The following is a 22,774-nucleotide window of genomic DNA, read 5'->3' on the forward strand; positions in this document are numbered from 1 at the left end:
AGCCGGCGCCCGCCGCGCCGGGTTGCGTGGACGCCGGCATGACGGGCGCCGACTGACAGCGCGCCGCGAGGATAGCCAGCGCACCTGCTGGCCGCCCTCCCCGAGTGAAGGGGGCCGCCGCCTGCGGCCTTTCCAGCCCGCTGCTGGCGGGGCAGCTGATCCCCCCCTCCGCGAGGGGGACGTCCGCCAGCGACCTCCTCCAATCTTGGCATCAGCCCATCGCGGCATTGCCGCGACGTAGACCAGATCCGAGGAGAGGCCCCGATGATTCCACGCACCCTGTTTGATCACGAGCATGAGGAGTTCCGCAACACCGTGCGGCGCTTCTTGGCCGAGGAATGCGCTCCGCATCTGGAGCAGTGGGAGACGGATCATCTGGTACCGCGGGCCATCTGGCAGCGCGCCGGTGAGCTCGGCATGCTCAATGCCACCACCCCGGAAGCCTATGGCGGCCTGGGCCTCGATCGCCTGTTCTCGATGATTGCCACCGAGGAAATCTACCGCGCAGGCCTGGCTTCCGGGCTGATCGGCTTCGGCGTGCACGACATCGTCGCCGGCTACCTGGTGAACTTCGCCACCGAGGCGCAGAAGCAGCAGTGGCTGCCGAAGCTGGCCGTCGGCGAGGCGATCGGCGCGGTGGCGATGACCGAGCCGGATACCGGTTCCGACCTGCAGGCGGTGAAGACCCGTGCGGTGCTGGACGGTGACGAGTACGTGATCAACGGTGCCAAGACCTTCATCTCCAACGGCACCAACTGCGATGTAGTGGTGGTGGTGGCCAAGACCGGCACCAGCGGCAAGGGCGCCCAGGACATCTCGCTGATCCTGGTCGAAGCCGGCCGCGCCGGCTTCAGCAAATCCAAGCCGCTGAAGAAGGTCGGCCTGCACGCGCAGGACACCACCATGCTGTTCTTCGAAGACTGCCGCGTGCCGAAGGAGAACATCCTCGGCGGCGTGCCGGGACAGGGCTTCATCCACCTAATGAAGGAACTCGCCTGGGAGCGCCTGTCGATCGCCATCAGCAGCGTCGCCGGCTCGCTGGCCGTGCTCGAGCACACCCTCGACTACACCCGCGGCCGCACCGTGTTCGGCAAACCGATCTTCGAGTTCCAGAACACCCGCTTCAAGCTTGCCGATCTGAAGATGCAGCTGGCCGTGGCGCAGAACTACGTCGACCGCTGCATGGAGCAGTGCCTGGCGCGGACCCTGACGCCGGAAGCGGCGGCCTCCGCCAAGCTGTTCTGCTCGGACCTGTACACCAAGGTGGTCGACGAGTGCCTGCAGCTGCACGGCGGCAACGGCTACATGCTCGAGTACCCGGTAGCCCGTCACTACCTCGATCACCGCGTCCTGCGTATTGCCGGCGGCGCCAACGACATCATGAAAGACCTGGTCGGGCGCACGCTCTGATCCCGCTCGCCGAGAGGAATACGCCATGGAATATCTAATCCCCCGCACCCTGTTCAGCTCCGAGCACGACGAGTTCCGCCGCGCCGTGCGGCGCTTCATGGAAAGCGAAGTCGCGCCGTTCCACGCCCAGTGGGAAAAGGACAAGTGCGTGCCGCGCGAAGTCTGGCGCAAGGCCGGCGAGCTGGGCATGTTGCTGCCGTCGATCCCCGAAGAATATGAAGGCCCCGGTGCCGACCGCTTGTTCGACATGATCTTCGGCGAGGAATTCTTTCGCGTCGGCGCCACCGGCCTGATCGGTTTCGGCGTGCACGGCCTGGTCGCCTTCTACCTGCTCAACTACGGCACCGAGGCGCAAAAGCAGAAGTGGCTGCCGAAGATGGTGGTCGGCGAGGCGGTCGGTTCGATCGCCATGACCGAGCCGAACACCGGCTCCGACCTGCAGGCGGTCCGCACCCGTGCGGTGCGCGATGGTGACGAGTACGTGCTGAACGGCTCGAAGACCTTCATCTCCAACGGCGCGTCCTGCGACCTCGCCATCGTGGTGTGCAAGACCGGCACCAGCGGCAAGGGCGCCCAGGACATCTCGCTGATCATCGTCGAGAAGGAGCGCGCCGGCTTCACCCGTTCGCAGCCGCTGGAAAAGGTCGGCCTGCACGCCCAGGACACCTCGATGCTGTTCTTCGATGACTGCCGCGTACCGGTGGAGAACGTGCTCGGCGGCGTGGAAGGCAAGGGCTTCTACCAGCTCATGCACGACCTGGCCTGGGAGCGCATCATCGGTGCTGCCGGCTTCCAGGCCCAGGCCGAAGCCGCGCTGGACCACACCATCGAATACACCCGCACGCGCATGGTGTTCGGCAAGCCGGTGCTCGACTTCCAGAACTCGCGCTTCACCCTGGCGCAGCTGAAGACCGAAGTGCAGATCGGCCGCTCGTTCGTCGACAGCTGCATGGAATTGCTGCTCAAGGACCAGCTGACCGCCGAGACCGCCTCGATCGCCAAGTACTGGACTGCCGAGCTGAGCAGCCGGGTGGTCGACGCGTGCCTGCAGCTGCACGGCGGCAACGGCTACATGACCGAATACCCGATCGCCCGCCTGTACCTGGATACCCGCGGTAACCGCATCTGGGGCGGCACCAACGAAATCATGAAAGAAATCATCGCCCGCACCCTGTAAGGGCGGCTAACCACTATCCCGTTACGGGGAGGAAGCAATCGTGTCGCAAGAAATTCGTTTTGACGGCAAAGTCGCCATCGTCACCGGCGCCGGCAACGGTCTTGGCCGTGCCCATGCCCTGCTGCTCGGCGCCCGCGGTGCCAAAGTCGTGGTCAACGACCTCGGCGTGACCACTGCCGGTCTGGGTACCTCCTCCGAGGCCGCCGATGCCGTGGTCGCCGAGATCAAGGCCATGGGCGGCGAAGCCGTCGCCGACTACCACTCGGTTACCGAGGGCGAGAAGATCGTCGCCACCGCCCTGGCCGCGTTCGGCACCGTCGACATCCTGATCAACAACGCCGGCATCCTGCGTGACACCTCGTTCCACAAGATGACCGAAGAGCAGTGGGACCTGATCCAGGACGTCCACGTCAAGGGCGCTTTCCGCCTGACCCACGCCGTCTGGCCGATCATGCGCGACAAGGGCTACGGCCGCATCGTGATGACCGCCTCCGGCGCCGGCATCTTCGGCAACTTCGGCCAGTGCAACTACTCCACTGCGAAGTCCGGCCTGATCGGCTTCGCCAACTCGCTGGCCATCGAAGGCGCGGCGAAGAACATCCGCGTCAACACCATCGCCCCGATCGCTGCCTCGCGCATGGTGATCGCCAGCGGCATCTTCCCGGAAGAGCTGCACGCCAAGCTCAAGGTTGAAGACGTTGCGCCGCTGGTCGGCTGGCTGTGCAGCGAAGAATGCCAGGACACCGGCGGTCTGTTCGAAGTGGGTGGCGGCTTCCACGCCAAGTACCGTTGGGAGCGTTCCTACGGTCGCTTCCTGCACACCGACTCGCTGAGCCCGGAGCTGGTGCGCGAGAACTGGGAGCGCATCACCCGCTTCGATGACAAGGCTGTGCACCACGCCAACGGCGGCGAAGGCTTCAAGGAGTTGTTCGAGCGCATGGCCGGCAACGCCATCGGCGGTAACCAGTACGTCGACATGGAAGTGGCCGCCAACGCCGTGGCGACCCTGGAAACCGAATACACCCAGACCGACGCTGCGCTCTACGCACTGGCCGTGGGCGCCGCCAAGGATCCGCTGGACCGCACCGAACTGCTGTACATCAACGAGTTCAAGGGCGAAGAGTTCCGCGTGCTGCCGACCATGGCGGTGCTGCCGGCCACCCAGGTGTTCCTCAAGGCGGTCCTCGCCGGCAAGCCGACCCTGGAAGGCCTGGAGCTGCCGTTCGCCAAGGGGCTGCATGGCGAGCAGTACACCGAGATGTACCGTCCGCTGCCGCCGAAGGCCAAGCTGAAGCACACCATGCGCCTGAAAGAAGCGCTGGACAAAGGCAAGAGCTCGGTCAGCGTGCTGGAAATCCACACCACCGACGAGAACGGCACCCCGCTGTACTACAACGAGTTCACCAGCTTCTACACCGGCACCCCGGGCGCTGGCCTGAAGCGTGTGCCGAGCGTACCGGCAGCGCCACTGCCGGATCGTGCCCCGGACTATGTCATCGCCGAGCAAACCGATATCAACCAGGCGCTGCTGTACCGCCTGTGCGGCGACTGGAACCCGATGCACGTCGATCCGGACTACGCGCAGAAGGCCGGTTACGAGAAGCCGTTCCTGCACGGTCTGTGCACCTTCGGCTATGCCGGTCGCCATGTGATCAAGGCGTTCTGCAACAACGACTCGCGTCTGTTCAAGAACATCCGCGTGCGTTTCGCCGCCATCGTGATGCCGGGCGACACCCTGGAAACCCGCATGTGGCGTGAATCGCCGACCCGCGTGATCTTCGAGACCCGCGCCGTCGAGCGTGACGTGGTGGTGCTCAAGGGCGGCTCGGTCGAGATCTTCGAGCAAGTCCCGGCCTAACGCTGTAAAGAAAGTCCGCCGCGCCCTCTGGGGGCGGCGGCACCCGAATTTCAGGAGCGCGCGATGGAGCAAGACGTCAGAGTGGTTGGTGTGGGGCGTTCCGCCTATCACCGGTCGACGGCTGGCTGGTATCCCATATCGGCGCTGGGTGAGGCGATCGGCGCGGCGTTGGCCGATGCCGGTCTCGAGCCCATGCAGGTCCAACGGGCCTATCTGTGCGCCAATGGCATCGCGCGCCTACCGTGGCAGGAACCACTGCTGCGTACGCTGGGTCATGAGCTGTCCATCACCGCGGTCGATGCCGCGCAGGCTGGCGCCAGTCACGCGCTGTACCTGGCGCGCCGCGATATCGAGGCCGGCCGCGCGCACTGCGTGCTGGTGGCGGGGATCGATCATGGCGTGGCGGATGCGCCGAGCGCGCAAGCGATGACGCAGTGGAGTGCCGCCGCGCGCGAGTACACCCGCCGCCATCAGTGCCGTGTGGAAACCTTCGCGATGATCGCGGTCAAGGCCCATCAGCACGCGTTCCACAACCCGGATGCCGACCACGGTCGGCCGCTCGGGCTCGATGAGGTGCTGGCCGGGCCGTACGAGTTCGCCCCGCTAACCCCGCTGCAATTCGCCGCGCCGGCCTACGCCGCCAGCGCGGTGCTGCTGTGTTCCGCCGAGTTCGCCCAGCGCCTGGCGCTGCGGCGCGCGGTGCGGATCGCGGCGCAGGTGTGCAGCGATGAGCTGCGCGTCCCGGCCGGTGAGCCGGACTCGCCATTGCGTCCGGTCGGCTACGACCGCGACATGGCGGTGTCCTGGGAAGTCTACGAGCGCGCCGGGGTCGGTCCGGCCGATATCCAGCTGTGCGAGTTGCACGACAGCGCGACCGTCACCGAGCTGTTGCTGTACGAGGCGCTGGGCTTCTGCCGCGAGGGTAGCGCCGAGCGTTTCATCGAAGACGGCGACAACACATATGGTGGCAATATCGTCGTCAATCCGTCCGGCGGACTGTTGGGCATGGGGTATGGTGCAAACAGCGCCGGACTCGCCCAGTGCGTCGAGCTGGTGACCCATCTGCGTGGCCAAGCCGGGGCACGCCAGGTGGCCAACGCCAGCATTGCCCTGCAGCAGGATGCCGGCGCGGCCGGCGCCAGTGTCGTGACCCTGTATCGCCGCGATTGAGCGGCGCACGAGCGGCCATCCGCACCTCAACAACAATGAATCAGGCGGTCTGCCGCCGCTGTACCGTAGGAACTGCCATGAGCGCCACACACGAACATGCGACCTTGCTTCACCGCTTCCTCGCCTGGGAAAGCCGTCAGCCCGATGCGGTGTACCTGACGCAACCGCTGGAGGACGGCTCGGTGGTCGAGTACCGCTGGGGGGAAGTCGGCGATCAGGCGCGGCGCATGGCGAGCCATCTGCAGTCGCTGGGCCTGCCGCCGAAATCGGCCATCGCCATCTTCGGCAAGAACACCGCGCACTGGATCATCGCCGACCTGGCGATCTGGCTCGCCGGCCACGTCAGTGTGCCGATCTACTCCACCGCCAACGCCAGCACGGTGAGCTACGTGCTCGAACACTCCGCGGCGCGGCTGATGTTCGTCGGCCGCCTGGACGGCGATGCCGAGGGCTGGCGCAAGCTCGCCGCCGCGGTGCCGGCCGATCTGCCGCTGATCAACCTGCCGCGCTCGGCGCGTAGCGAGGGGCTGCGCTGGGAGCAGGTGATGGCGCGCTGCGAGCCGCTGAAGTCACCGGTGCTGCCGGCGCGCGACGAGCTGGCGACCATCACCTACACCTCCGGCAGTACCGGCAACCCGAAGGGCGTGATGCTCAGCTTCGCCGCGATGCACGACGTGCTGCCGGTCACCCAGGTGATGTACAACGGCGGCCGCGGCACCAGCACCAGCGATCGCCTGCTGTCCTACCTGCCGCTGGCGCACACTGCCGAGCGCGCGGTGGTCGAGGCGCTGTCGCTGTACAGCGGCTGCCAGGTGTTCTTCAACGAAAGCCTGGCGACCTTCACCGACGACCTGCGCCGCGCGCGGCCGACCATCTTCATGTCGGTGCCGCGCCTGTGGGGCAAGTTCTACCACGGCATCAACGAGCGGATTCCAGCGGCGGTGCAGAGTGCCGCGCTGGCCGACCCGGACAAGGCGCCGGCGATGCGTGCGCAGATTCTCGGCGCGCTGGGCCTCGACCAGGCGCATACCGGGCTGTCCGGCTCGGCGCCATTGCCGGCCGCCGTGCACGCCTGGTACCGCGGGCTGGGCCTCGAGCTGCTCGAGGGCTACGGCATGTCGGAAAACTTCGGCACCTCGCACTTCAGTCGCGCCGGTACGGTGCGCATCGGCTATGTCGGCGCTGCGCTGCCCGAGGTCGCCTGCCGGATCGCCGATGGCGGTGAGATCCTGGTGCGCGGCCCGGGGCAGATGCTCGGCTACTACCGCGAGCCGGAGCTGACCGCCGAGAGCTACACCGAGGACGGCCTGTTCCGCACCGGCGACCGCGGCGAGCTGGACGAGGAGGGCCGCCTGCGCATCACCGGGCGGGTCAAGGACCTGTTCAAGACCGCCAAGGGCAAGTACGTCGCGCCGGTGCCGATCGAGGCCAAGCTGGGCAACCACCAGGCCGTCGAAGCGTCCTGCGTGATGGGCGTCGGCCTGGCGCAACCGCTCGGCCTGCTCAATGTGGCGCCGGACATCCGCGCCGCGCTGGCCGACGCCGCGACGCGCGAGCAGATCGGTGCCGAGCTGGAGGCGCTGCTCGACGAGGTCAATGCGCAGTTCGAGGCGCATGAGCAGCTGGCCTGCCTGGTGGTCGTGCGCGAGCCGTGGAGCATCGAGAACGGCTTGCTCACGCCGACCCTGAAGATCCGTCGCAACCTCATCGAGGAGCGCTACCACGCGGCGGCCGAGACCTGGGGCGCGAGCCGCAGCAAGGTCATCTTCGAGTAGGCCCCTCACTGGCGGCAGCTCAAGGCCGGCCCTTCGGGGCCGGCCTTGTCGTTTCTGCCGCAGCCCCCTCCATTGCAGGGGGCGAGCTGCGCGCCTACGGGCGCATAACTCGGAGGCCAAAACAAGAACAGGGACCTCCGATGAAGATGAACTTCGCCCGCACCTTTGCCCAGCTCGCCGTTCGCCATGGCGACCGCGAGGCTCTGGTCAACCTCGAACGCCAGCGGCGCTACAGCTTTGCCGAGCTGCACCGCCTGACCAACCGCATCGTCAACATGATGCGCGAGCGCCTGCAGCTACGCCGCGGCGACCGCTACCTGTGCATCCTTGAGAACGACAACCTGTCGTTGCTGCACACCTGGACCGCGCTCAAGGGCGAGGCGGCTGCCGCCTTCACCAACTTCCGCGATGCGCTCGACGAGCACGTGGCGCAGGTCGACCAGCTGCGGCCGAAGGTGGTGTTCCTGGAGAACGTGCTGCTCGACCGCTACTTCGACTGGCTGCATGAGCGCGGCATCAGCGTGGTCTGCATGGACCCGCCGGCAGTCCGCCGCGAGGGCTTGTATGGCTTCGACGAATTGCTCGCCGGGGTCAGCGACCACGACCCTGGCGTGGAGAGCGACCCGCATGCAGACATCCTGATCTACCGCTTCACCGGTGGCACCACCGGCAAGAGCAAGTGCGCGCAGTACACCATCGACAATTGGCTGGCCTGTCGCGACGGCTTCTACGCCGAGAGCGAGCAGGCCTTCGATGCCGACACGCGGCTGCTGCACATGGCGCCGATCAGCCACGGCTCGGGGCTGAGCGTGCTGGCGACGCTGTTCCGCGGCGGTTGCACGCTGACCCAGAACGCCCCGGACCTCGCCCTCTGGTGTCGCAACATCGCAGCCGAGCGGGTCACTGTCGGCTCGCTGGTGCCGACCCTGCTGTACCGCCTGCTCGACCTGCCGGAAGCCAGCGAGCACGACCTGTCCAGCCTGCAGACCGTCTACTACGGCGCCGCGCCAATGAGCCCGAGCAAGCTTGCGCAACTGCAGCAGCGCTTCGGCAACATCTTCCTGCAGATCTACGGCGCCACCGAGTGCCTGCAGGCGGTCGCCACGCTGAGCAAGGCCGACCATCTGCTGGCCGATGCGGCCAGTCGGCTCGCTTCGGCCGGGCGGGTGGCGCCGGGCGTCGAGTTGATGATCGTCGACGAGCACGGCGTGGAGGTCGCCGCCGGCGCCACCGGCGAGGTGTGGTTGCGCAGCCGGGCGACCATCAGTGGCTACCAGGGCAATCCCGAGGCGACCGCCGCCGAGTTCAGCAACGGCTTCTGGAAGTCCGGCGACCTCGGCTACGTGGATGCGCAGGGTTATCTGTTCATCGTCGATCGCAAGAAAGACATGATCATCACCGGCGGGTTCAACGTCTATGCGGTGGAGGTCGAGGCGGCGCTCAACGCCCACCCTGCGGTGGCGATCTCGGCGGTGGTCGGTATTCCCCATGCGGAATGGGGCGAGGCCGTGCATGCCGAGGTGGTGGTCCGCGCCGGTACCCAGCCCTCGGTGGCGGAGCTGATCGAGCACGTCAAGGAGCGCCTGGGGCGCTTCAAGGCGCCCAAGTCGCTGCTGCTGGTCAGCGAGCTGCCGGTCAGCCCGGTCGGCAAGGTGCTGCGCCGCCAGGTACGCGACAAGTACTGGCAGGATCAGGGCCGGCGCATCTCCTGAAGCGTGGCGCCCCGCCGCCGGCGGGGCGTCCATACCGTCACACCAGCAGCAAGTAGGGTGGAAAAGCGCGCAGCGTTTTCCACCATCAGCGCGGTGACGCCTACTCGCAACGAGGGGAGGGCGGTGGGGGAGCGCGCCTGTAAGGTGATCGTGATGGTGCCGCCACCCGCGCGGCGCGATCGCCGGAGAAACCCATGAGCAAGCCTCCCATCGATGAGTTGCAACCCGGCGCCGACGGCGTCCTGCGCGTCGAAGTGCCGGCCCAGCAGCGCAAGGCGCCGCGCCAGGCGCGTTCCATCGCCCTGGTCGAGGCGCTCAAGCAGACCGCCCGGCAGATCCTCGAACGCTATGGCCGGGATGAGCTGACCACGCTGCGCCTGGCGGAAGAGTCGGGGGTCGCCACCAGCTCCATCTACGAGTACTTCCCGACCATCGAGGCGCTGATCGCGGCGATCTACGAGGACTACCGCCGCGAAGTGCGCAGCGAACTGCTGACCCGCATCGCCGCCTTGCCGGCCGAGACCACGCTGTACGACGGCATCGTGATGACCATCGAGGTCGGTCTTGGCCTGTATCAGCAGAAGATGCGCTTCGATCCGGAGTTCAGCGTGCGCTCGACCCATTACGACGAACTGGTGCGGCTCGACGTGATCAAGGCCCGGGAGGAGTTGTCCGGCAGCGCCACCCAGGCGCTGATGAGCCGCTTCGCGGATGAGGTGGTGGTGCGCGACAAGGACAAGGCTCATTTTTTGGTGTTTCACACCTTGCTGGCGCTCTCACGGTCGATCCTCCTCGAGCGTCCTGCCTACCTGGGCGAGAAGGATACGGTGCAGATGCTCGCGCGCATGGTGCATGGGGTGCTGACCTCGGCGCAGTGACCTGGGCGAGCTGCGGTGCAACGAAAAACGGCGCCCGAGGGCGCCGTTGTTATTGCGGGTGGAGCGGCTTAGCGGATACCGACGTTTCGCAGCGAGGCTGGGGTGAAGTCGGACATCTTGGTGCGTTGGCCGAACAGCGGGCCGCGCTTCGCCTCGTTGCTCATGCCGGCGACGATGTAGCGGCCGGCGAGCAGGTCGTAGAAGCCTTGTGCCGCCGGCGCGTTGACCTGTTGCTCGTACTGTTGGTAGGTGTGGTTCTCACCCACACGCCACAGCTGGCCGCGACCGTCGTAGTGATCGACTTCGGCGATGGTCCAGGTGTCCTCGTCGAAGTACATGTCACGCTTGGCATAGATGTGCCGCTGGCCCGGCTTGAGGGTCGCGGTGACATGCCAGACGCGGTGCAGCTCGTAGCGAGTCAGGTCCTGGTTGATGTGTCCCGGTTTGATGATGTCGGCGTACTTCACGTCGGGCGATTGCAGCTTGTAGCTGTTGTAGGGGATGTACAGCTCCTGCTTGCCCACCAGTTTCCAGTCGTAGCGGTCCGGCGCGCCGTTCATCATGTCGGCGTTGTCGGAGGTACGCATGCCGTCGGAGGCCAGACCGGGCGCGTCATAGGCCAGCTGCGGGGCACGGCGTACGCGGCGTTGACCGGCGCTGTACATCCACGCCTTGCGGGGTTCCTTGACCTGGTCGATGGTCTCGTGGGCCATCGACACGCTGCCGGCCAGACGCGCCGGCGCGGTGACCGCGAAGATGTAATAGAACAGCACGTTGCTCGCGGCGTCCGGGTTCACCCCGTCCATGTACTGCGGGAAGCTGTTCTTGTCGTTGGTTTCCACGATGGTGTAGGAACCGTCGACCATCGGCGCGGCCTGAGCCGCCCAACGCTGAACGTTTTCACCGCGATAGCGAGTCTGGTGGTTCCAGTACACCTCGACGCCATTCTTCGGAATCGGGAAGGCGTAGTTACGCGACTCGGTGAAATGCGCCAGGCCGTTGCCATCGCTGATCAGCTCGACGTTCAGCGCGCTTTTCTTAGCCGCGTCGTAGATCTTCTGCGGCACTGACGCGCTGCGTTCGGTCTTGTACACCGGAATCTTGTAGGTGCTGGCGTAGCGCTTGAACATCGCCATCTGGCCGGGGGTCAGCTTGTCCTTGTACTGCGCGGCGTTGGCGGCGGTGATGGTGAACAGCGGCTTCTCGGAGGCATACGGATCGCTGACATAGCCCTTGGCGTCGATCGAGCCGGCGCCCGGCTTCAGGCCACCGGTCCAGGCCGGAATGCTGCCGTCGGCGTTGCCGGCTTTCTCCGCACCCAGCGGGGTGAGGCTGGCGCCGAGCTGGTCGGCTTCCTGCTGAGAGACCGCGGCCATGACGCTGCTGGCCAGCAGCGACAGCACGATGACACCACTTTTGAAAATCATATTTGTTTTTGTTTTCATGGATTTACCCTCTGCCGGTAGCGGCTCAGAAGTTCACGCCGAGGCTGAGCGCGATGAAATCGCGATCGGTGTTGGTGTTGAAGTCTCCACCGAAGAAATCGGTGTAACTGAGGCTGGCGGTGTAGGTGTTGGCGTAGTCGGCATCCAAGCCGATGCTCACTGCCTTGACGCCTTCCTCGAAGTTCGGACCAAAGCCTTCCACGTCATGCGACCAGGCCAGGTTCGGGGTCAGGTTGATGCCGGCGAACACGTTGCTGTAGTTCAGGCTGGCGCGCGCCCGGTAGCCCCAGGAACTGGAGGTGTAGAAGCCGTGGCTGTTGCACTCCTGCTGTGGGTTGCTGACGGTCGGGTTGGACACGCCGGTGCCGCGGCAGGTGTTGGTGGCGCCCAGCGGGTTGCCGGTGTCGGCCAGCTGGCCGGCACCCCAGATCGGGCTGCGGCCGAAGCGCACGTCGGAGCCGTCGGAGCTGCCCAGGCCGTTGATGTGGTTGTAACCAACCTCACCGACCAGTGTCAGGCGGCTGGCGCCCCAGATCTGATCGATGAACTGCGTGGCGGTCATCTGTGCCTGGAACACCGGCATGCGTTTGTAGCCAGGCAGGTCGGCGCCGGCCGCCGGAGTGCGGTCGCCGCTGATGAACAGCGGGGATATTGGCTGCAGCGAGCCATTGACCAGCGAGGGCTGACGGATCGCCGCGAGGTTGAGGTCGGCGGTGTTGATCTGCAGCGGCATGTTCGGCCGGTAGCTCATCTCGCCACCCAGCGAGGCACCGCCGACGTTGGTCTGGAAGCTCAGGCCATACAGGTGGATATCTTCCGGATAGTCGACGTAGTACTGCGCGGCACGGACCTTAGCCAGTGCGGTGGCGCCGGAAAACGCTTGGGTGTTGGTGGTCTGGCGCAGGCTCAGGTACGGGTTGCGGCTGTGATAGTTCATCACGTAGGCGCCGAGCTCGGTGTCGTTGAGTTCAGGCACGAACCAGCGCAGGGCGATGCCGTACTGACCGCCGTCGCGGGCTTCCTTGTCCTTGCCGCGCGGCATGTAGACGTTGGTGTTGGCGTCCGGCGCGCCAATGTTATCCGACACCCCTGGGGCGAAGTCCAAGCCGGCGAAGACCAAACGGTCGTTGCAGCCCTTCGGCAGCGGGTCGGAACCGAAGAAGGTGCCGCAGTTGTCGACGATCGTTTTTTCCCACTCGATCTGATAGAAGGCCTCGGCGTTGAGGTTCTCCGACAGGCCCTGGGACAGATAGAACATGTTGACCGGGATCAGGCCTTCCTTGACCTCGGAGCCCGGACGGCGCAGCGCGGCGACGTCGATCGGGTTGATGCTGTTGATCGAGTTGCCGATGAAGGTGCTCTCACCCCAGCTCACCACCTGCTTGCCGAGGCGCGCGTTGCCCGACAGGTCGCCGAGGTTGTAGTTGTGGTAGACGAAGGTGTCGAGGAACATCGCGCCCGAAGATTTGGCGGCGCGGTCGCGACCGCTGTCGTCAATGTCGTAGAACAGGCGGCTCTCGTCCTTCAGCTCGAAGTCGTACCAGTACTTGCCGCGCACGAACATGCCGCTGTCGCCGTATTTCAGCTCCAGGTCATGGATACCCTTGAAGATCTTCGAGAAGGTTTCGCCTTTCTTGAAGTTCTTGCGGTTGTCGTCGGCGGTACGGGTGGCCGACATGCCGCGCATGCCGAGGGTGTTGGCGTTGTTGATGAAGTCGGGGTCCGGGGCATCGGTAGCCCAGCTGGCACCCACCGAGAGTGTCGAGTCGAAGCTGCCTTCGATCTCCCCAACGTTGAAGCTAACGGCCTGGGCCTGGGATGCGACCCCAACTGCAATGGCGGCGGCCAGCAGGTGGGGTTGGAAGACTCCGAATTTTCTTATTGTCATGCGGCGCTCCAAAGAGGTTGCAGTACGAAGGGCGAATCGCTCAGACCCGGCTGATCAGTTGGCTTGCCGCGAGCGGCGTAGGTGAGCGGTTGCGACATGGGCCCTGACCCTGGTCGCGATTGCCTTTCTGAACGTGTGTCGGTGCTCGATCAGCGGTTCAAACGCTAATCCCGCTCCCCCCCACCTCCCCCCCCTAAGGGGAGGGGGGTACTACTTTCGGGTGAGTAGGTCGCTGCGCTGCAGGGTTGGTGGGAGAACCGCAAATCCCCCTCGACAGGAGGGGGCGTGGCTTTTCCCTCGTGCCTGACCATCGCTCCATGGTCGCTGTGTCGCCGCTGAAGGCGACGAGCAAGGTCCTGTCACCTATCCCTGGAGAAAAGAGATGTCGCAGAAAGTCTACGTCGCCGGTGTCGGCATGATCCCGTTCGCCAAGCCCGGCCAGAGCGGTACCTATATCGAGATGGGCGCTGAAGCCATTCGCCTGGCGCTGAAAGACGCCGGCCTCGACTACAAGCTGGTGCAGCAGGCCTATGCCGGCTACGTCTACGGTGACTCCACCAGCGGCCAGTCGGCCCTCTATGAAGTCGGCCTGAGCGGCATCCCGGTGATCAACGTCAACAACAACTGCGGCAGCGGTTCTTCGGCCCTGTGGCTGGCTCGCCAGGCAGTGGAAAGCGGTGCCGTGGATTGCGCGCTGGCCTTCGGCTTCGAGCAGATGCAACCGGGCGCGCTGAAAGACCATTGGACCGACCGTCCGGCGACCTACGGCAAGGGCATGGAAGTCTCCGCGCGGATCTTCCCCGAGGGCGCCTCCATGGCCAACGCACTGCGCCTGTTCGGTGGCGCCGGCAAAGAGCACATGGACAAGTACGGCACCAAGATGGAGACCTTCGCGGCGATCCGCGCCAAGGCCAGCCGTCACGCCGCCAACAACCCGATGTCGGTGTTCAAGAAAGTCGTGACCACCGAAGACGTGATGAACGACCAGGTGATCTGGCCGGGCGTGATGACCCGTCTGATGGCCTGCCCGCCGACCTGCGGTGGCGCCGCGGCGATCGTCTGCTCCGAGCGTTTCGCCAAGAAGCACGGCCTGCGTACCGACGTGTGCATCCTCGCCCAGTCGCTGGTTACCGACCAGCCGGAAGCCTTCGATCCGCCATCGCTGATCAGCATCGTCGGCGTCGGCATGACCCGTCAGGCCGCTCAGGAAGTCTACGAGAAAGCCGGCGTCGGCCCGGAAGACATCCGCGTTTGCGAACTGCACGACTGCTTCGCCCACAACGAACTGCTGACCTATGAAGGTCTGGGTTTCTGCCCGGAGGGCGGTGCCGAGAAGTTCGTCAACGACGGCGACAACACCTACGGCGGCCAAGTGGTGATCAACCCGTCCGGCGGCCTGCTGTCGAAGGGTCACCCGCTGGGCGCCACCGGTCTGGCGCAGTGCTATGAGCTGACCCATCAGCTGCGCGGCACCGCCGGCGCCCGTCAGGTTGAAGGTCTGCAGCATGCCCTGCAGCACAACCTGGGTCTGGGCGGCGCTGGGATCGTGACCCTGTTCGGTCGCGGCTAAGAACCCGCTCTCGATCTGCTGCGCGTCGGCTAAACGGCGTTGAAAGCGACCTCGGAATGCTCATTTACCGCTCGTAAATTCCGCTTCCTCGGCCGCTTTCGCCACCGTTTATCTCTAGCTCGCGAGATCGTGAACAGGTTCTGAAACTCCGCGCGCCCCGCTCCAGGGGCGCGCTCTTTCACCTGACAGGAATTCCCCAATGGCAGATACCAGTCTGATCGGCCGTTCGCTGGGCATCACCACTGCCGAGCTGGAAAAGGGCCGCCTGCGCTTCTTCGCCAAGGCCATCGGCGAGACCGACCCGGTGTACACCGACGAGGCCGCGGCCGAGGCTGCCGGCTACCCGTCGTTGCCGATGCCACCCACCTTCCTGTTCTGCCTGGAACGCGAAGGGCGTGATACCGACCACATCATCGAAGGCATCTACGGCTTCGATCTCGGCCGCATCCTGCACGGCGAGCAGAGCTTCACCTACCACCGCATGGCGTTCGCCGGCGATGTGCTGACCTTCGATGCGCGGGTGCTCGACGTGTACGAGAAGAAGGGCGGGGCGTTGCAGTTCGTGGTCGCTGAAACCCGCGTCACCAACCAGCGCGGCGAACACATCGCCGATGTGCTGTCGTCCACCGTGCAGCGCTGAGGAGCCGTCCATGAACATCCCGCGTTACAGCGAGGTGCAGGTCGGCGACCTGCTGCCGCCCCTGGTCCTGCCGCCGGTCAACCGCACCACCCTGGCGCTTTACGCCGGTGCGTCGGGCGACCACAACCAGGTGCACATCGACCTCGATTTCGCGCGCAAGTCGCGCCAGCCCGACGTGTTCGCCCACGGCATGTTGTCGGCCGCCTACCTCGGTCGGTTGCTGACGCAATGGGTGCCGCAACCGCAGATCCGCAATCTGGCGGTGCGCTTCGTCGGCATCACTCACTTGGGTCACGTGCCGACCTGCACCGGCAAGGTGATCGACAAATTCGAGCAGGACGGCGAGACGCGCGTGCGCATCGCGCTGACCTGCAGCAACCAGTACGGCGAGCCACGCCTGACCGGCGAAGCGGTCGTGGCGTTGGCCTGAGCCCCACCCCAAAAAACATAGGTACGAAAGATGAAAAAGCTTGAAGGCAAAGTCGCCCTGGTCACCGGTTCCGGTCGTGGCATCGGTCGCAGCGTCGCCCTGAAACTGGCCTCTGACGGCGCCAAAGTGGTGGTCAACGACCTGGACCAGGCTCCGGCTGATGAAGTGGTTGCAGAAATCAAGGCAGCCGGTGGCGAAGCCGTGGCCTGCGTCGGCAGCGTCACTGCCCCGGATTTCGCCGATCGCTTCGTCAAGACTGCAGTCGACAACTACGGCAGCATCGACATCATCGTCAACAACGCCGGCTACACCTGGGACAACGTGATCCAGAAGATGAGCGACGAGCAGTGGTACGCGATCATCGACTGCCACATCACCGCGCCGTTCCGCATCCTGCGCGCTGCCCAGCCGATCATCAGCGCGATGGCCAAGAAAGAGGCCGCCGAAGGTCGCGTGGTCAACCGCAAAGTGGTCAACATCGCCTCGACCTCCGCTGGCGGCAACCCGGGCCAGGTCAACTACTCCACCGCCAAGGCCGGTGTACTGGGCATGACCAAATGCCTGGCCAAGGAGTGGGGCCGCATGAAGGTCAACGTTAACGCCGTGGCCTTCGGTCACATCGAAACCCGCCAGACCCAACCGGTGGAAGGCGACCCGAACTTCATCAACATCGAAGGCCGCGAGATCAAGGTCGGCATCAGCCCGGCGATCGTCGAGCAGTCGAAGACCATGATTCCGCTGGGCCGTCCGGGCAACACCGAGGAAGCGGCTGGCGCCGTGTACCTGTTCTGCATCCCCGAGTCGGATTACGTCTCCGGCCAGGTGCTGGTCTGCGGCGGCGGCATCGGTAACGTCTGAGTGAGTGATACGGGGCGCTGTGGCGCCCCGTTGTAGTTAGTGAGGGTTGCAAGATGAACGACGCGATCGCGATTCGCCCCGGCCGGCAACTGCTGCATACACGCCAGGTGGTGTGCTCGGGTTACCTGCGCGATGACGGCCTGTTCGACATCGAAGGCCGACTACTCGATACCAAGGGCATCGACACCCAGTTTCTCTACGGCACCATCGCCGCCGGCGGCGTGCTGCACCAGATGCGTCTGGTGATGACCCTCGACGAACGCATGGTGATCCAGCACATCGAGGCACACTCCGAACACGCGCCGACGCCGGTGTGCCCGCACATCAGCAGCGCCTATGCGGCGTTGAAGGGCCTGCGCATCGGGCCCGGTTTCAAGAAGCGCGCCGCCGAACTGGTCGGCGGCCTGAAGGGCTGTACCCACCTCACCGAAATGCTCGGTCCGATGGCCACCACTGCGGTGCAGACCATGGCGCCGGTCATGCAGAAGCGTCTGCGCGAACGTGCGGCGCGCGACCCGAGTTTCGCGATGCCCAACCACTGGGTGATCGGCACCTGCCACGCCTACCACCCGGAGGGTGAGGCGGCGCGCAAGATCAGCGAGTGGCGTCCGTACGGCGACGCGCACGCACAAAACTGAGGCGTTGCGACGCCTCGCCACCCGGAGCTGCCCCATGCACAACAACAAGATCAAGCACGGCTTGCTGGCCGCGCTGCTGGCGCTGGTCGGCCATGTCAACCTGACGACTGCCGCGCCGCTGAGCGCCGACGAGGCCCGCGCGATTGCCAAGGAAGCCTACGTCTATGGCTTCCCGCTGGTCGACCACTACCGCGTCCAGTACACCTATTTCCAGGATCGCCAGCACGCCGAATTCAAGGCGCCGTGGAACACGCTGCACAACACCGCGCGCATCTACACCCCGGACGACAAGGCCTACCCGACGCCCAACGCCGATACGCCGTACTCCCAGCTCGGTGCCGACCTGCGCAGCGAGCCGCTGGTGCTGACCCTGCCGGCGGTGGAGCCAGGCCGCTACTACTCGGCGCAGTTCGTCGACGCCTACACCTACAACTTCGGCTATGTCGGCAGCCGCACCACCGGCAATAGCGGCGGGGTGTTCCTGCTGGCCGGGCCGGATTGGCAGGGCAGCGTGCCGCCGGGCATCGACAAGGTGTTCCGCTCGGAAACCCAGTTCGCCTTCGTGTTCTACCGCACCCAGCTGTTCGGCCCGGACGATCTGGGCAACGTCAAGCAGGTCCAGGCCGGTTACAAGGTACAGCCGCTGTCGGCGTTCCTCGGCCAGCCGGCGCCGGCAGCTGCCCCGCCGATCGACTTCCTCGAGCCGCTCAGCGCCTATGAGGAGCGCAGCAGCCTGGCGTTCTTCGAGCAGCTGAATTTCGTGCTGCGCTTCTGCCCGACCCACCCGTCCGAGCAGGCCATGCTGGCGCGCTTCGCCCGCCTGGGTATCGGTCCCGGCCAGCACTTCGACGAGCGCACCTTGTCGGCGCAGATGCGCACCGCCATCGCCGCCGGTATCCACGACGCCTGGCAGGACTTCGACGCCCTCGGCCAGCAGGTGGCGCGTGGCGAGGTGTCCACCACGCGTTTCCTCGGCAGCCGCGCGTTTCTCGGCGACAACTACCTGTACCGCATGCGCGCGGCGGTCACCGGCCTGTACGGCAACGACAAGGAAGAAACCATCTATCCGCCGTTCTACCTCGACGCCGCCGGGCAGAAACTGGATGCCGCGCAGCATGGCTACACCCTGCGCTTCGCGCCCGGCCAGCTGCCGCCGGTGAACGCCTTCTGGTCGCTGACCATGTACGACGCCTCGCGCCTGCTGGTGGCCAACCCGCTGCACCGCTACCTGATCAACTCGTCGATGTTGCCGCAGCTCAAGCGCGATGCCGATGGGGGCCTGACCCTGTACATCCAGCACGCGTCGCCGGGGCCGGAGCGCGAGAGCAACTGGCTGCCGGCGCCGAACGGGCCGTTCTACATTGCCGGGCGCCTGTACTGGCCCAAGCCCGAGGCGCTGGAGGGTCGCTGGCAGAAGCCGGTGCTGCAGCCCGTCGCCCTGGACGCTGCTCCGGCGCTCAGCGCCAGGCGGCCATAACCCCCATCCGGTGGCGTCCTGCGGGGCGCCGCCGGATCAGCCGCGGTCCCAGTCGAGCAGCGACGGCTCGCCGGCCAGGAAGCGGCGCACCGCCTCGAGGTGATAGGGGGTGACCGAGACCACCCCCTGGGCCTGGCACTCGAGCTCGGTGAGCGTGGCGTAGGGCGTCTCGAAGCTCTTGTTGAGCAGGCTCTTGGTAAACGCCAGCACCTCGCGCGGCGCGTCGTGGAAGCGTCGGGCGAACAGCCGGGCCTGCTCGGCCAGCGCCTCCGGCGCATGCACCGCATGCACGATGCCCAGCGCCTTGGCCTCTGCGACCTCGACGCGCCGTGCGGTGAACAGCAACTCCTTGGCCATCGCCATGCCGACCACCCGCGGCAGGGTGGCGAGCACCCCGGAGTCCGGCACCAGGCCGACCTTGGCGAACGACATGCAGAACGTCGCGCGGCTCGAGGCGAGCACGAAGTCGGCGGTCAGGGCGAGGGCGAAGCCGGCGCCGTAGGCCGGGCCGTCGACCGCGGCGATCACCGGCAGCTCCAGGTCGCGCAGGCGCTGCAGCCAGCCGTGCAGCTTGCGCAGACGGCGGCGCATCGCGTCCGGCGAGTTGTCCTCCGGGTCCTGGCTGGTCTGCCGTGCCTTCAGCGACTTCAGGTCGCCGCCGGCGCAGAAACTGCCACCGGAGCCGGTGAGGATCAGCGCGCGAATGCTGCGGTCGGCCTCGACCCGGTCGAGCATCTCGGCGTAGTCCTCGCGCAGCTCCAGCGACAGCGCGTTGCGCGCACTCGGCTTCTGGTGGCTGAACTCGGCGATGCCGTTGTCGATGCAAAGTTGCGCTTCACGCAGCTGGATCAGCTCGGTGCTCATGGCGGTCCTCGGAGGCTGGGAAAGGGCGACCGCCCGCCCACTGGCGGGTCGGCTGGCCGTAGCGCTTCATGCTCGGCCCTGGCGTGGCCCGACACGCCACCCAGGCCGGGTGGCGGCGTTAGCCGTCGGCCTCGCCCGCCTCCAGATCGCGCATGCGCGCGACCGCCTCATCGCGGCTGTTTACCCCGAGCTTGGTGTAGATATGGCTGAGGTGCCATTTCACCGTCTCCGGCGACAGCCCCAGGGCGCGGGCGATCTTCTTGTTCGGCAGCGCCTGGGCGAGCAGGCGCATGATCTCGATCTCGCGCTCCTTGAGCGGTTCCAGACCGCTCGGGGTGGCGCGCTTGGCGGGCGTCGGCGGCGCCGTGCGGCTGGCCTGGAGCGCCTGGCTTTGCGTGCGCTGCAGGCGCTCGACATAGAACGCCAGCACCGGATCGAGCGGCGTGCTGGCGGCCACCTCGCTGATCAGTTGCAGCGCATCGGAATGCGCGTCGAGCAGGCTGCGCAGCAGGCCGAAACGGTGGCCGCGGCGCAGCGCGTCGAGCACCTTGCGGTGCGCCGCCACGGTGTGGCCGAGTCGCGTTTCGAGCACCGCGGCGAGGATGTGCATGCGTACCACCATGCCCTGCCGGCCGTGCTCTTCGCACAGCGCGGCGACCTGCTGCAGGCGATGCACCGCGCCCTGCAGGTCGCCCTGCGCGGCGAGCATGCGTACCTGCGAGTACTGGCGCAGGTACTGGATTTCCTTGAGCGCGCTGTGGGCGTGGAGCGGGTTGCGTGCGGCCAGGACGTCGAGCTGCGCCAGCTTGTCCTCGGCGGCGACCTGTTCGCCGAGCAGCAGGTGCCAGTGCACGCGCCAGACCAGGCTGTAGGCGCGCAGCCGGTCGAGGTCGAGCTTGTTGGCGTAGTCCTCCAGGCGCTCCAGGTAGGCGAAGGCTTCCTGGCGGTTGCCGGCCAGCCACTGCGAGGCGGCCAGGATGCCGAGCACGCGCAGCACCGAGTCGGGGATCGCGACGCGCTCGAGGATGTCGAGCTGCGCACTGAGCAACTGGTAGGCGGCGTCGACCTCGTTGTTCTCGTAAAGCACTTCGCCGAGCAGCGCGGCGGCGAGGTGGTGGGCTTCGGCGCAGGCCTTGCCGCCGCGCTCGGCCTCGTAGAGCACTTCGCGGTAGACCCGCTCGGCCTGGGTCATCTGTCCTTCGAGGGCCAGGCTCAGGCCGATCAGGCAGCGCCCCTGCAGGCTGCCGGAGGCACTGCCGAGCAGCGGCACGCCATTCACCCGCAGCGGCGGGCGGTCGAGCTGGAGGCGCCGCGCCTGTTCGTATTCACCGCGGTGCATGTGCAGCCAGGAGCGGATGTTGAGGCTGCCGCCGATCAGCACCACATCGGCCTCGGCCGGCGGCTGCAGCATGTCCGGCAGCACCTGCATGGCGCCGTCGGTATCGTCGCGCTGCACCGCCAGCGTGGCGCGCAGCAGGGTCAGGCGGAAGCGCTGCACCGTGTCGCTCGGCGGCACCCGCACCAGCAGTTGCTCGAGCAGTTCTTCGGCGGCGGCGAAATGCTGGGCGTAGATGTGCAGGCGCGCCAGCAGAATGCTCAGCATGTTGCGCGCCTCAACTTCTTCGATGGGCAACAGGCGGACCAAGTTGCCCATCTGGCGCAGTTCGCCCTGCGCGTACAGCGCTTCAGTGCGCGCCTCGACCAGCTCCGCGGCGGCCGCGCTCTCGCCGGCCAGCACGGCATGGCGCACCGCTTCGTCGAGCTGCTCGTGGTCGCGGAACCACAGCCAGGCGCGGCGATGCACGGCGCGCCGCTGCGCGTCGTCGAGGCGGGCGAAATGCTTGAGCAGCGTCTCGCGCAGCAGCGGATGCAGGCGATACCAGGGTTCCTGCTCGCTGCCTTCCACGGCGATCAGGAACAGGTTGTCGCGTTCCAGGCGCGCCAGCAGGGCCGCGACGCTGACGACTGCCTGCGGGTCAGCGTCGAGCGCCGCGCACAGCGCGGCGCAGAAGCGGCTGCACACCGCCATGTGCAGCAACTGGCGGAACTCCTCGGGCGCCAGTTGCGCCAGCACCTCGCTGTTGAAGAACGCTTCGAAGGCCTCGGTATCACGCAGCTGGGTGGGCTCGGCTGCGCCGTGCGGCGCCTTGCGGCGGCCGACGCAGAGCAGTTGCAGGCCGGCGATCCAGCCGTCGGTGCGCTCATGCAACTGGCGCGCTTCGCCCGGCTCCAGCGCACCCAGCTGGCTGCGCAGGAAGCGCTCGCTTTCCTCGGCCGAGAAGCGCAGGTCGTCGAGCTCCAGTTCCAGGGTCAACGCCTGGCTGCGCAGGCGGCCCAGCGACACCGGCAGGCTGCTGCGCGACACCAGCACCAGATGCAGGTTGGTCGGCGCGTAGTCGATCAGCCACTGCAGGGCCTCGTGGATGCCGAGGTCGGTCAGGTTGTGCAGGTCGTCGAGCACCAGCACCAGTTCGCGACGCTGCTCGGCGACGCCGCGCACCAGGCTGATCAGCGTGCGTTCCACCGCCTCCCGGTCGGTGCCGCGACCGTTGAACTGCACCGCCTCGCGGACCATTTCCGGGGCGATCTGCGCGACGCTGGCCAGCAGGTAGTCGAGGAAGCGGCTCAGCTCGTTGTCGTCGTCGGTCAGGGTCAGCCAGGCGAAGTCGTAGCCGAGCGGCAGCAACTGCTGGCGCCAACCGATCAGCACGCTGGTCTTGCCGCAGCCGGCCGGCCCGCGCAGCACAAAGCAGCGGCGTTGGCGCGCCTCGAGCAGGGCGCTGTGCAGCCGCTCGCGGGGTACCAGTTGGCTGGTGCTGCGCGGCGGTTGCAGCTTGCCGGCGTCGATGGCGGCAAAGGCGCCGGCGGTGCTCATCGCGGTGGGCTTGCGGGGCTTGTGCATGGGGGATCCAGAGCGGTCTCGAGAGGCGAAATGACACCAACGGGGTAGCCATCCCGGCGTGCTTTCAGCTTAACGCCAGTGG

The 22,774-nt window shown here is 66.5% G+C and carries 17 protein-coding genes; 13 read left to right on the forward strand and 4 right to left on the reverse strand.

All coding sequences use genetic code 11. The features are described from left to right. Positions 1-264 precede the first annotated feature (264 nt). From JQX08_RS20015 to JQX08_RS20045, 7 genes are all read left to right on the forward strand, one after another. Positions 265-1,410: an acyl-CoA dehydrogenase family protein gene (locus tag JQX08_RS20015; RefSeq protein ID WP_205350184.1), complete on the forward strand. Its 1,146-nt coding sequence runs from the start codon at positions 265-267 to the stop codon at positions 1,408-1,410. 25 nt (positions 1,411-1,435) lie between these two features. After that, positions 1,436-2,587 carry an acyl-CoA dehydrogenase family protein gene (locus JQX08_RS20020; RefSeq protein WP_205350185.1) on the forward strand — a complete coding sequence of 384 codons (1,152 nt, stop codon included), beginning with the start codon at positions 1,436-1,438 and terminating at the stop codon, positions 2,585-2,587. 40 nt (positions 2,588-2,627) lie between these two features. Next, positions 2,628-4,445 carry an SDR family NAD(P)-dependent oxidoreductase gene (locus tag JQX08_RS22435; protein WP_205350186.1) on the forward strand — a complete coding sequence of 606 codons (1,818 nt, stop codon included), beginning with the start codon at positions 2,628-2,630 and terminating at the stop codon, positions 4,443-4,445. Between the two features lie 63 nt (positions 4,446-4,508). After that, a complete protein-coding gene (locus tag JQX08_RS20030; RefSeq protein ID WP_205350187.1) occupies positions 4,509-5,615 on the forward strand; it encodes a thiolase C-terminal domain-containing protein in 1,107 nt (368 codons plus the stop codon). Positions 5,616-5,692: 77 nt separating this feature from the next. Next, entirely contained in the window at positions 5,693-7,390 is a 1,698-nt protein-coding gene (locus JQX08_RS20035; protein WP_205350188.1) for an AMP-binding protein, read from the forward strand. A gap of 140 nt (positions 7,391-7,530) precedes the next feature. Beyond that, positions 7,531-9,102 carry a class I adenylate-forming enzyme family protein gene (locus JQX08_RS20040; RefSeq protein ID WP_205350189.1) on the forward strand — a complete coding sequence of 524 codons (1,572 nt, stop codon included), beginning with the start codon at positions 7,531-7,533 and terminating at the stop codon, positions 9,100-9,102. A gap of 194 nt (positions 9,103-9,296) precedes the next feature. Beyond that, on the forward strand, positions 9,297-9,980 hold the full coding sequence (locus JQX08_RS20045) for a TetR/AcrR family transcriptional regulator (RefSeq protein WP_205350190.1): 684 nt from the start codon (positions 9,297-9,299) through the stop codon (positions 9,978-9,980). A gap of 68 nt (positions 9,981-10,048) precedes the next feature. On the opposite strand, the gene JQX08_RS20050 is transcribed toward JQX08_RS20045, so the two are convergent. Together JQX08_RS20050 and JQX08_RS20055 are read right to left on the reverse strand one after the other, a co-directional pair. After that, on the reverse strand, positions 10,049-11,407 hold the full coding sequence (locus JQX08_RS20050; RefSeq protein WP_205350191.1) for a DUF1329 domain-containing protein: 1,359 nt from the start codon (positions 11,405-11,407) through the stop codon (positions 10,049-10,051). Between the two features lie 43 nt (positions 11,408-11,450). Next, entirely contained in the window at positions 11,451-13,313 is a 1,863-nt protein-coding gene (locus JQX08_RS20055; RefSeq protein WP_205350192.1) for a DUF1302 domain-containing protein, read from the reverse strand. A gap of 382 nt (positions 13,314-13,695) precedes the next feature. Here JQX08_RS20055 and JQX08_RS20060 point away from each other — a divergent pair, with 382 nt between their 5' ends. The 6 genes from JQX08_RS20060 to JQX08_RS20085 all read left to right on the forward strand — a co-directional run bounded on the left by JQX08_RS20060 (position 13,696) and on the right by JQX08_RS20085 (position 18,926). After that, complete coding sequence (locus JQX08_RS20060) at positions 13,696-14,883, forward strand: lipid-transfer protein (protein ID WP_205350193.1); 1,188 nt, start codon at positions 13,696-13,698, stop codon at positions 14,881-14,883. Between the two features lie 199 nt (positions 14,884-15,082). After that, entirely contained in the window at positions 15,083-15,523 is a 441-nt protein-coding gene (locus JQX08_RS20065; protein WP_205350194.1) for a MaoC family dehydratase N-terminal domain-containing protein, read from the forward strand. 10 nt (positions 15,524-15,533) lie between these two features. Then, entirely contained in the window at positions 15,534-15,953 is a 420-nt protein-coding gene (locus JQX08_RS20070; protein WP_205350195.1) for a MaoC/PaaZ C-terminal domain-containing protein, read from the forward strand. Between the two features lie 30 nt (positions 15,954-15,983). Beyond that, complete coding sequence (locus tag JQX08_RS20075; RefSeq protein WP_205350196.1) at positions 15,984-16,811, forward strand: SDR family NAD(P)-dependent oxidoreductase; 828 nt, start codon at positions 15,984-15,986, stop codon at positions 16,809-16,811. Between the two features lie 53 nt (positions 16,812-16,864). Beyond that, complete coding sequence (locus tag JQX08_RS20080) at positions 16,865-17,449, forward strand: DUF2889 domain-containing protein (RefSeq protein ID WP_205350197.1); 585 nt, start codon at positions 16,865-16,867, stop codon at positions 17,447-17,449. Positions 17,450-17,483: 34 nt separating this feature from the next. Continuing rightward, positions 17,484-18,926, forward strand: coding sequence for a DUF1254 domain-containing protein (locus tag JQX08_RS20085; RefSeq protein ID WP_205350198.1), 1,443 nt, complete (start codon positions 17,484-17,486; stop codon positions 18,924-18,926). Between the two features lie 36 nt (positions 18,927-18,962). Here the strand turns inward: JQX08_RS20085 and JQX08_RS20090 are convergent, their stop codons facing one another. Both JQX08_RS20090 and JQX08_RS20095 read right to left on the reverse strand, forming a co-directional pair. Next, positions 18,963-19,790 (reverse strand): enoyl-CoA hydratase/isomerase family protein, encoded by an 828-nt coding sequence (locus tag JQX08_RS20090; protein ID WP_205350199.1) that lies wholly within the window; start codon positions 19,788-19,790, stop codon positions 18,963-18,965. A gap of 118 nt (positions 19,791-19,908) precedes the next feature. Then, entirely contained in the window at positions 19,909-22,692 is a 2,784-nt protein-coding gene (locus JQX08_RS20095; RefSeq protein WP_205350200.1) for a winged helix-turn-helix domain-containing protein, read from the reverse strand. Positions 22,693-22,774 lie beyond the last annotated feature (82 nt).

Origin of the sequence: Zestomonas insulae (assembly GCF_016901015.1) — a bacterium.
GTDB lineage: Bacteria > Pseudomonadota > Gammaproteobacteria > Pseudomonadales > Pseudomonadaceae > Aquipseudomonas > Aquipseudomonas insulae.